This window comes from Streptococcus oralis (assembly GCF_001578945.1).
GTDB lineage: Bacteria > Bacillota > Bacilli > Lactobacillales > Streptococcaceae > Streptococcus > Streptococcus oralis_Q.
The window spans coordinates 369,074-374,635 of sequence record NZ_KQ969551.1; the positions used below are offsets into that span (position 1 = coordinate 369,074).

Below are 5,562 nucleotides of genomic sequence, written 5' to 3' on the forward strand. Positions count from 1 at the left end.
GTTTTTTCTAGATCTTTTTGAGGAATCATGCTGACTTTTTTATTACCAGAAACCTTTGCTAGTTTTTTCTCAGCGAGGTGTTCTGTTATAGGAACAATTCCGATGATTGGACCTGTTTTGTCCCCTAATAGGGCCAAGGTTTTAAAGATATGTGTTCGATCATATTCAGAAGGAAGTTCACCTTCAAGCGCATTGATTTGAATGCCTATGTGCTCGATACCTGCCTTGGTTAAGATTTGTTCGACTAAGGTTTTTTTTATCTTGACTTTCTTTGCCATTATTTATACTTATCCTCCAATTGACTCATCCAGATACCAAGCCAAATGCCAAGTGCAAAGAAGAAGGCGATGAGAACATAGCTCACGATGGAAAGTCCAGTGTATTGGATACTTTCAGCACTTCCAGCATTTGGAATCAAAATCAAGAGAGTGCTTGACAGCACAATCCCAATGATAAAGTGATAAACACGGGAGTGGTAGTTGTTCAAGGCGTGATCCATTAATTTTGAAAAGATAATGAGGGTTGCTCCTGCACCAATTCCGATAGGAAGGAAGGTTCCGAATAAATCAAAGGTCTTAAAACCAGTGAGCATGGGAGCGTACAGTCCCAAAATCAAGAGCAGATTTGACGGACTTAAACCAGGCACCAAGACACCAAGAGCTAAAAGAACACCTGCCAAGATGAAGTTTGCAAAACTAGCACTGAGTGAACCTACGACAAAATTGAGAGCGTAAAGGCTCAAGCCTGAAAGGATAAAGGTAGTCCAGAACCAGACTAGGTCAATCTTATCACGATTAGATTCTCGAGTAGATTCTTTAAGGAGGCTAGGAACTGTACCGATGATAGCTCCCGCAAAGCTCCACAAAACATAGACTTGATAGTTTTCTAGCAGATACTCGATTGGATAAGAAAACAAACCAATCCCTAGCAACATCCCGATAGCTACTGGAATAAAGTATAGAACATTCTCTTTAAAATCTTTAAAGGGGTGAGCCAGAAAGCCAATCATTCGCTCGTAAATACCCAAAATAGCTGCTAAAACACCGCCAGAAATTCCCGGTAGGATAAATCCTAATGCGATGACGATTCCTTTAATAACTCGTGCAATCCATGAAAACATAATAAAATCCTCAATTTCATAAAATTCTTTCTCTATGCTATCAATTATAACACAGACAGGGAGAAAATGAAAAAACAAGTGAAAAAGTTTGTTATTTTCACTCGTCTTATGGTCTTAAAAATAGTTTTCTGAAGGTTTCTTCCTTGTCTTTGTCAGTAGAAATCAAATTGATGTCCAAATGATGTTCAAATCCTGCAATTCTTCCCTTAGAAGTGTACTGGTGGAGATCATAGTCCAGATCAGTATTTGGCTTCGTTTCAAAATAACCAGAGTCTGTCCCATAGGAAGGAATCCAAACAGCAGAGAATTTATCCGTATTGATACTATGTTCTTGCATGAAATAAACTCCAATGTAGATTCCGATATTTTTAGCGCCGAGAGCTGCCAGTTTGGCACGAAAGGCCTCAACACCCTCATTCATATCAGACATTGTTTTTTCCTCAATATCTAACCAGTAGTAGCTAGGATTGTAAGGAGAAGCAGCGTTGTAGAAGACTTCAGCAGCCTTCTCCATATCTTCTTTGCTTTTTCCAGCTACATAGGCATAAACCCCCACAGGAACATTCCGTTTTTGAAATTCTGATATGTGATTTTTATAAGCTTTATCGACACCATTGATAAAGGCAGCATCATTTGTTTCAGTATGCTGAGCTCCATTGTGCACGCGAACGATAACACCAGAAATGTTTTGTGACAAGGTGTCGTAGTTGATTTCTTCAGGTCTCTGCCAACCAGAGACGTCGATAATGGGTTTATCAAGATTATGCAAGGCTTGTGTTTCAACTTGAAGAGCATTTTGCTTTGACTTGAAAGAGTGGTCTTTATAAGTTGGTTTATTGAGGATCAAAATAGCTAAAAAAATGGTAAATAAACTAAAAATAATAGCTGGATGAATTTTTTTTCTCATACCTGTCTAGTCTACCGTAAAAATTCAAAAAAATCAAAGAAAACAGTTTAGAAAAGTAGATAGGTAGAGGAGATTTCCAGAAAATCACCTATTTGTTTGTTCTTTAAAAGTAAAAATATGGTATAATATAAGGGAATTTTTACAGAAAAGAGAATAGTATGTCAAATTATGCCATTATTTTAGCAGCGGGTAAGGGTACTCGCATGAAATCAGATCTTCCAAAAGTGTTGCATAAAGTAGCTGGAATTTCGATGTTGGAACATGTTTTTCGCAGTGTTGGAGCTATTCAACCTGAAAAAACAGTCACTGTAGTTGGTCACAAGGCTGAGCTAGTTGAGCAAGTATTGGCTGGTCAGACAGACTTTGTTACCCAATCAGAACAAATGGGAACAGGGCATGCCGTCATGATGGCAGAGCCAATTTTAGAAGGCCTGACAGGTCATACCTTAGTCATCGCTGGGGACACACCTTTGATTACAGGTGAAAGCTTAAAAAATCTCTTGGATTTCCATATCAATCACAAAAATGTAGCGACCATTTTAACGGCTGAAGCAGCGGATCCGTTCGGATACGGTCGTATTGTCCGTAATGATAACGCTGAAGTTCTCCGTATTGTTGAACAGAAGGATGCAACAGATTTTGAGAAACAAATCAAGGAAATCAATACTGGCACTTACGTATTTGACAATGAACGTCTTTTTGAAGCCCTTAAAAACATCAATACCAACAATGCGCAAGGTGAGTATTATATTACCGATGTGATTGGAATTTTTCGTAATGCAGGTGAGAAAGTCGGCGCTTATACTTTGAAAGACTTTGATGAAAGTCTTGGGGTAAACGACCGTGTGGCTCTGGCTACTGCGGAAGCAGTGATGCGTCGCCGTATCAATCACGCTCACATGGTTAATGGTGTTAGCTTTGTCAATCCTGAAACAACATACATCGATATTGATGTCGAGATTGCTCCTGAAGTCCAAATCGAAGCTAACGTTACCTTGAAAGGTCAAACGAAGATTGGAGCAGAAACAGTCTTAACAAATGGTACTTATGTAGTGGATAGCACCATTGGATCTAATGCTGTAATTACGAACTCCATGATTGAGGAAAGTAGTGTTGCGGACAGTGTGACAGTCGGTCCCTATGCTCACATTCGTCCAGGTTCAAGCCTTGCGAAGAAGGTTCATATTGGTAACTTTGTAGAAGTAAAAGGATCATCAATCGGTGAGAATACCAAGGCTGGTCATTTGACCTATATCGGTAACAGTGAAGTTGGTAGTCATGTTAATTTTGGTGCAGGAACTATCACTGTTAATTATGATGGGAAAAACAAATACAGGACCGTCATTGGTAACAATGTCTTTGTTGGTTCGAATTCGACCATTATTGCCCCTATAGAGCTTGGGGATAACTCTCTGGTTGGAGCGGGTTCAACCATTACCAAGAATGTTCCTGCTGATGCCATTGCTATCGGCCGTGGACGACAAGTTAATAAAGATGAGTACGCAACTCGCTTGCCTCATCATCCCAAGAACCAGTAGGAGTTTGTCATGGAATTTGAAGAAAAAACGATTAGCCGGAAGGAAATCTATCAAGGTCCTATTTTCAAACTGGTGCAAGACCAGGTAGAACTACCAGAAGGAAAGGGTACTGCCCAACGTGACTTGATTTTTCACAATGGAGCTGTTTGTGTACTAGCTGTGACAGCTGAGGATAAAATTGTCCTTGTGAAGCAATACCGAAAGGCTATCGAGGCGGTCTCTTATGAGATTCCCGCAGGAAAACTGGAAATTGGTGAAAATGCTGATCCAATGACAGCTGCCCTTCGTGAATTGGAAGAAGAAGTTGCCTACACAGCTAAGTTAGAGCTCTTGTACGATTTCTATTCTGCGATTGGTTTTTGTAATGAAAAATTAAAACTCTATCTTGCAAGTGACTTGGTTAAGGTAGAAAATCCTCGTCCACAAGACGAGGATGAAACCTTGGAAGTCCTTGAGGTTTGTCTTGATGAAGCCAAGGAACTTATCAAGTCAGGTCATATCTGTGATGCCAAGACTATTATGGCGATCCAGTACTGGGAACTACAAAAGAAATAGAGGAGTAACCCATGGGAAAACCTTTATTAACAGATGAAATAATTGAACGTGCCAATAGAGGAGAAGACATTTCTGATTTTCCACTCTCTGACGCTGAAGAGACTAAAATCTTATCAACGGCTTCTCAGAAGTTTGGCTACGAAGCTCCAAAAGGTCATGGATTTAGCCAAGAAACCTTGAAAATAACAGTGGAACCGACTGTGCATAAGAGTCGACGCATTGAGAACACTAAGAGAAATGTCTTCAACTCAAAACTCAACCGAGTCTTGTTTGTGGTAATTTTACTTTTGATTTTGCTAGTTTTGGCAATGAAACTCTTGTAATTGAAAGGAAATGAAATGAAAATTGGAATCATTGCTGCCATGCCAGAAGAACTTGTACATTTGACCCAAAATTTAGATAGAGTACAAGAAGTCCAAGTCCTAGGAAATACCTACTACACTGGCACTATTGGCAAGACAGAAGTTGTTCTAGTTCAGAGTGGAATTGGCAAAGTCATGTCAGCTATGAGTGTAGCTGTTCTAGCTGACCACTTCCAAGTGAATGCCGTTATCAATACAGGATCAGCAGGTGCAGTTGCAGACGGGATTGCAGTAGGAGATGTTGTTATTGCAGACCAGTTGGTCTATCATGATGTAGACGTGACTGTTTTTGGTTATGATTATGGTCAAATGGCTGGCCAACCTCTTTACTTTGATTCAGATAAGAAGTTCATTGCCAAGATTAAAGAAAATTTATCTCAGTTAGAACAGACTTGGCACCTAGGTTTGATTGCTACAGGAGATAGCTTTATAGCTGGAGATGATAAGATTACTAGTATCAAATCTCACTTTCCAGATGTTTTAGCAGTTGAAATGGAAGGGGCAGCGATTGCACAAGCAGCTCAGGCTCTTGGCCTACCTTTCCTAGTCATTCGTGCTATGAGTGACAATGCCAATCACGAAGCTTCTATCTCTTTTGATGAGTTTATTATCGAAGCTGGACGTCGTTCTGCCCAAGTCTTACTAGCCTTTTTAAAGGCCTTGAATTAAGCGGAAATTTGACAGTTTATCTAGCTTATGATAAGATTTAAATAAAGAAAAGTTAGAAAACGTTTCAGAGGATATTATGAGTATTGAAATGACCGTCAGTGAGATTGCAGAGGTCTTAGGACTATCTCGTCAAGCAATCAACAATCGTGTCAAAGAACTTCCAGAAGAGGACACGAAAAAAAATGACAAAGGTGTAACTGTAGTTACTCGAAGTGGCTTAATCAAGCTAGAAGAAATTTATAAAAAAACGATTTTTGAAGATGAACCGGTCAGTGATGATGTCAAACAACGCGAACTGATGGAAATCTTGGTCGATGAGAAAAATGCTGAAATTCTTCGATTGTATGAGCAACTCAAGGCCAAAGATCAGCAGTTAGCGGAAAAAGATGAACAGATGCGAGTCAAAGATCG

At 39.7% G+C, this 5,562-nt stretch carries 8 protein-coding genes; 5 read left to right on the forward strand and 3 right to left on the reverse strand.

All coding sequences use genetic code 11. From position 1 onward, the window contains the following. The 3 genes from SORDD16_RS04460 to SORDD16_RS04470 form a co-directional block, all read right to left on the reverse strand. Positions 1-278: YbaK/EbsC family protein (locus SORDD16_RS04460; protein WP_347230203.1), on the reverse strand; the 278-nt coding region annotated here is incomplete at its 3' end. Beyond that, complete coding sequence (locus SORDD16_RS04465; protein ID WP_061452523.1) at positions 278-1,120, reverse strand: DUF368 domain-containing protein; 843 nt, start codon at positions 1,118-1,120, stop codon at positions 278-280. The genes SORDD16_RS04460 and SORDD16_RS04465, both read right to left, overlap by 1 nt. A 106-nt stretch (positions 1,121-1,226) precedes the next feature. Further along, the gene (locus SORDD16_RS04470) at positions 1,227-2,027 is read right to left on the reverse strand and encodes a glycoside hydrolase family 25 protein (protein ID WP_061452524.1); all 801 of its coding nucleotides are present in this window, start codon (positions 2,025-2,027) and stop codon (positions 1,227-1,229) included. A gap of 158 nt (positions 2,028-2,185) precedes the next feature. On the opposite strand from SORDD16_RS04470, the gene glmU reads away from it, so the two are divergent. The 5 genes from glmU to SORDD16_RS04495 form a co-directional block, all read left to right on the forward strand. After that, positions 2,186-3,565 (forward strand): bifunctional UDP-N-acetylglucosamine diphosphorylase/glucosamine-1-phosphate N-acetyltransferase GlmU, encoded by a 1,380-nt coding sequence (glmU, locus tag SORDD16_RS04475; protein ID WP_061452525.1) that lies wholly within the window; start codon positions 2,186-2,188, stop codon positions 3,563-3,565. A 9-nt stretch (positions 3,566-3,574) separates the two neighbouring features. Next, entirely contained in the window at positions 3,575-4,120 is a 546-nt protein-coding gene (locus SORDD16_RS04480) for an NUDIX hydrolase (protein WP_061452526.1), read from the forward strand. Positions 4,121-4,131: 11 nt separating this feature from the next. Then, the gene (macP, locus tag SORDD16_RS04485) at positions 4,132-4,443 is read left to right on the forward strand and encodes a cell wall synthase accessory phosphoprotein MacP (RefSeq protein ID WP_061452527.1); all 312 of its coding nucleotides are present in this window, start codon (positions 4,132-4,134) and stop codon (positions 4,441-4,443) included. A 15-nt stretch (positions 4,444-4,458) separates the two neighbouring features. After that, positions 4,459-5,151, forward strand: a complete 693-nt coding sequence (locus tag SORDD16_RS04490) for a 5'-methylthioadenosine/adenosylhomocysteine nucleosidase (RefSeq protein ID WP_061452528.1) — start codon at positions 4,459-4,461, stop codon at positions 5,149-5,151. Positions 5,152-5,227: 76 nt separating this feature from the next. After that, a partial coding sequence (locus SORDD16_RS04495) for a MarR family transcriptional regulator (RefSeq protein WP_061452529.1) occupies positions 5,228-5,562 on the forward strand: 335 nt, incomplete at its 3' end.